This is a genomic window from Streptomyces huiliensis, from assembly GCF_020037025.1.
Classification (GTDB): domain Bacteria; phylum Actinomycetota; class Actinomycetes; order Streptomycetales; family Streptomycetaceae; genus Streptomyces; species Streptomyces huiliensis.
Window position 1 is genome coordinate 1 of record NZ_JAIQLH010000398.1, and the last position, 3,417, is coordinate 3,417.

The 3,417-nt window shown below is 73.5% G+C and carries 4 protein-coding genes; 2 read left to right on the top strand and 2 right to left on the bottom strand.

What is annotated here, in order from left to right; translation table 11 throughout:
* Nucleotides 1-680: ROK family protein (locus JNW98_RS34045; protein ID WP_223772156.1), on the bottom strand; the 680-nt coding region annotated here is incomplete at its 3' end.
* Between the two features lie 237 nt (nucleotides 681-917).
* On the opposite strand from JNW98_RS34045, the gene JNW98_RS34050 reads away from it, so the two are divergent.
* Nucleotides 918-1,913: a LacI family DNA-binding transcriptional regulator gene (locus JNW98_RS34050; RefSeq protein WP_223772157.1), complete on the top strand. Its 996-nt coding sequence runs from the start codon at nucleotides 918-920 to the stop codon at nucleotides 1,911-1,913.
* Between the two features lie 34 nt (nucleotides 1,914-1,947).
* On the opposite strand, the gene JNW98_RS34055 is transcribed toward JNW98_RS34050, so the two are convergent.
* On the bottom strand, nucleotides 1,948-2,610 hold the full coding sequence (locus tag JNW98_RS34055; RefSeq protein WP_223772158.1) for a TetR/AcrR family transcriptional regulator: 663 nt from the start codon (nucleotides 2,608-2,610) through the stop codon (nucleotides 1,948-1,950).
* 108 nt (nucleotides 2,611-2,718) lie between these two features.
* On the opposite strand from JNW98_RS34055, the gene JNW98_RS34060 reads away from it, so the two are divergent.
* Nucleotides 2,719-3,408, top strand: coding sequence for a nitroreductase (locus JNW98_RS34060; protein WP_223772159.1), 690 nt, complete (start codon nucleotides 2,719-2,721; stop codon nucleotides 3,406-3,408).
* Nucleotides 3,409-3,417 lie beyond the last annotated feature (9 nt).

Here is a 3,417-nt window from a genome sequence, read left to right on the forward strand (position 1 = left end):
GCCACGGCGACGCCCGACGCGCCCGCGTCGCCGTCCGGGCCGGGCCGCCAGCCGGACTCGCGGGCTCGGCGGGCGATGTTGGGCCCGCTGGCGATGCGTTCGACGCAGCCCCGGGCGCCACAGGGGCAGGGGTCACCGTCCAGGTCGACGCTGATGTGGCCGATGTGGCCCGCGTTTCCCGTGGGCCCCGGATGGAGGCGCCCGCCGAGCACCAGCCCGCCCCCCACTCCCGTGGACACCACCATGCACAGGGCGTTGGCCCGTCCCTGGGCCGCGCCGAGCCAGTGCTCGGCGGCGGTCATCGCGACGCCGTCGCCGACGAGGACGACGGGCAGCCCGCCGACCCGCCGTCCGACCTCCGCCACCAGCGGAAAGCCGCGCCAGCCCGGCACGTTGACGGGACTGACCGTGCCGCGCGAGGCGTCCACGGGACCGGCGCTGCCGATGCCCACGGCACGCACCCGCCGCCAGTCGGCGGGGGCGGCGGAGGCGGCGAGTTCGTCCAGCACCTCCGCGACCGCGCCCATCACCACCGCCGCGTCGCCCTCGGCGGGGGTGCGCCGCCGGGAGCGGACGAGGAGCCGCCCCTCGGCGTCGACCAGCGCTCCCGCGATCTTGGTGCCGCCGATGTCGAGAGCGGCGACGAGGGCGCCCGGTTCGGTGTGCGTGGGGGACGGCATGGGGAACGATCTCTCCTGCTCCGCTCGCGGCGCGGCCGGCCCCGGGTGACCGGCCGTCGCTTTCCCGCCAGTCTCCGCCACTGTTGACAACGTTGTCCAGGCCCTATGCTCGATCGACGCACCCACTGCACGAAGAGGCCACGGAGGACGCGCCACGTGCCCGACACCGCCCACAGCCCGCGCCCGCAACCACAACCACGCCCAGGGCCGCACCCGCGCTACGGAACCCGGCCGACCATGAAGGACGTGGCGACGCGCGCCGGCGTGGGGCTGAAGACGGTGTCCCGCGTCGTGAACGGCGAGCCGGGCGTGACCGCCGAGACCGAACGCCGCGTCCGGGAGGCCATCGCCGCCCTCGGCTTCCGCCGCAACGACAGCGCCCGCGTGCTGCGCAAGGGCCGTACCTCGTCCGTCGGCCTGGTCCTGGAGGATCTGGCGGACCCGTTCTACGCCCCGCTCAGCCGCGCCGTCGAGGAGGTCGCCCGCCACCACGGCGCCCTGCTCATCAACGGCTCCAGCGCCGAGGACCCGGAGCGGGAGCGCGAACTCGCCCTCGCCCTCTGCGCCCGCCGCGTCGACGGACTCGTCGTCATCCCGGCCGGCGCCGACCACCGCTATCTGGAGCCGGAGTTGGCGGCGGGCGTGGCCACGGTCTTCGTCGACCGTCCCCCCGGCCTGATATCCGCCGACACCGTCCTCTCCGACCACGCGGGCGGCGCCCGCGAGGGCGTGGCGCACCTGATCGCCCACGGCCACCGCCGGATCGGCTTCGTCGGCGACCAGCCGCACATCCACACCGCGACCGAGCGGCTGCGCGGCTACCGGGCCGCGATGGACGCCGCCGCGCTGCCGGTGCACGACGGCTGGATCTCGCTCGGCCCCACGGCCCCGGAGCGCGTACGCGGCGAAGTACGGCGCATGCTGTCCGGCCCGTCCCCGGTCACCGCCCTCTTCGCCGGCAACAACCGGGTGACCGCGACGGCCGTCCGCGTCCTGTCCGAACGCGGGCTCTCCACGGCGGTGGCGCTCGTCGGCTTCGACGACCTCGAACTGGCCGACCTCCTCTCCCCTGCCGTCACCGTCATCGCCCAGGACCCCGCCCGCCTCGGCCGCACCGCCGCCGAACTCCTCTTCCAACGCCTCGACGGCTCCGCCGCGGCCCCCCGCCGCGTCGAACTCCCGACGCGCCTGATCCCCCGCGGCTCGGGCGAACTGCCGCCTGCCTCGGACTGAGGACTGGTCAGACTTCTGGCGTGGGCGGCCCTCATCAGGGCGTCCCCGCCGGCACTCCCTCCTTCCCGCGCCCCTGACCCTCTCCCGGCTGTCCCGGCTGTCCCGGCATGGCCTGATCGAGGAGGATGTCCGCCGCCGCCCGCGCGTGCCGGCCGTGGTCCGCGTCGTCCAGCACCATGGCACGGCTCGCCGCCCCGTCCGCGAGGATGGCCAGTTGCTCGGCGAGCGGGAGGGGCTCGCGGCAGCCCAGCTCCGTCAGCACCGCGACGATCAGCCGCACCATGCGCAGCTTCTGCTCCCGGGCGTAGGAGTGCACCGCGTTCTCCGGGTCGGGGAACTCCGCGGCGGCGTCGATGAACGGACACCCGCGCACCGGCGCCCCTTCCGTCACCGGCTGGTCGAACAACCTGCGGATCCGTTCACGCGGAGGGATGTCCTCGCGCGTCAGCACGCCTTCCAAGGTGGCTCCGGACCCGGCGAGGCCCTGCAAGTGGGCGAGGACCAGGTCGTTCTTGGTGCGGAAGTGCGCGTAGAGCGTCCGCTTGGACACCGGCGCTTCCTCGGCGATCTGCTCCATGCCGGTCGCGCCGATGCCCTGGATCGCGAACAGCCGGGCGGCGGCGGCCAGGATGCGCTCCCGCCCGCCGCGCCCTCGCTGCGGGGAGGTCGTGGCCGTCTTACTCGCGGTCGTGTCCATGACGTAAGTATACGCACTCGTTTACTTGGACCTCCGTGCGGCGTTAAGGTGATCCCCGAAGGTAAACGCGGACGTTTACCTCCATCCCTCTCGCCACCAAGGAGTCCCATGAGCACGCCCACTTCCACCGAGCTCGGCACCTACGCGGAGAAGCTGATACGCGGCCGGCACGCGACCCGCGCGTTCCGTCCGGAACCCGTCCCCGAGGACACGATGCGCAGGATCTTCTCGCTGGCCGGCACCGCGCCGTCCAACTCCAACGCGCAACCGTGGCAGGTGGAGGTGGTGAGCGGCGCGGTACGTCAGCGCCTGGCCGGTGCCTTGCGGAAGGCCCACGCCGAACGGCGCACCTCGGTGGACTTCCCGTATTCCGAAGGGATGTACGCCCCCGTGCACAAGGAGCGCAGGGCGGCGTTCGGTGCCGCACTGTACGGGGCACTGGGCATCGGCCCGGACGATCACGCGGCTCGTACCGCCTACGACGCGGAAAGCCTGAGCTTCTACGGCGCGCCGCACGCCGCCTTCCTCTTCGTCCACGGTGACGGAGAGGCCCGGCTGGCCGCGGATGTCGGCGCCTACCTGCAGACGCTGCTCCTGGCGATGACCGCGTACGGCGTGGACAGCTGCCCGCAGGGACTGCTGAGCTTCCATGCCGACACCGTCCGCGCCGAACTCGGCGTCACCGGAGGAAAGCTGCTCGTCGGCGTCTCCTTCGGGTACGCCGACGAGACGGCCCCGGTGAACCGCGTGCGGACCGAGCGGGCCCCACTTGAGGCGACCACGGCCTTCCACGGCTGAGTCCTGTCT

What these genes read in the sequence shown, in the direction of transcription:
- JNW98_RS34050 (WP_223772157.1), top strand. Translation starts at nt 918, where the DNA reads ATGAAGGACGTGGCGACGCGCGCCGGCGTGGGGCTGAAGACGGTGTCC.
- JNW98_RS34055 (WP_223772158.1), bottom strand. Translation starts at nt 2,610, where the DNA reads ATGGACACGACCGCGAGTAAGACGGCCACGACCTCCCCGCAGCGAGGG.
- JNW98_RS34060 (WP_223772159.1), top strand. Translation starts at nt 2,719, where the DNA reads ATGAGCACGCCCACTTCCACCGAGCTCGGCACCTACGCGGAGAAGCTG.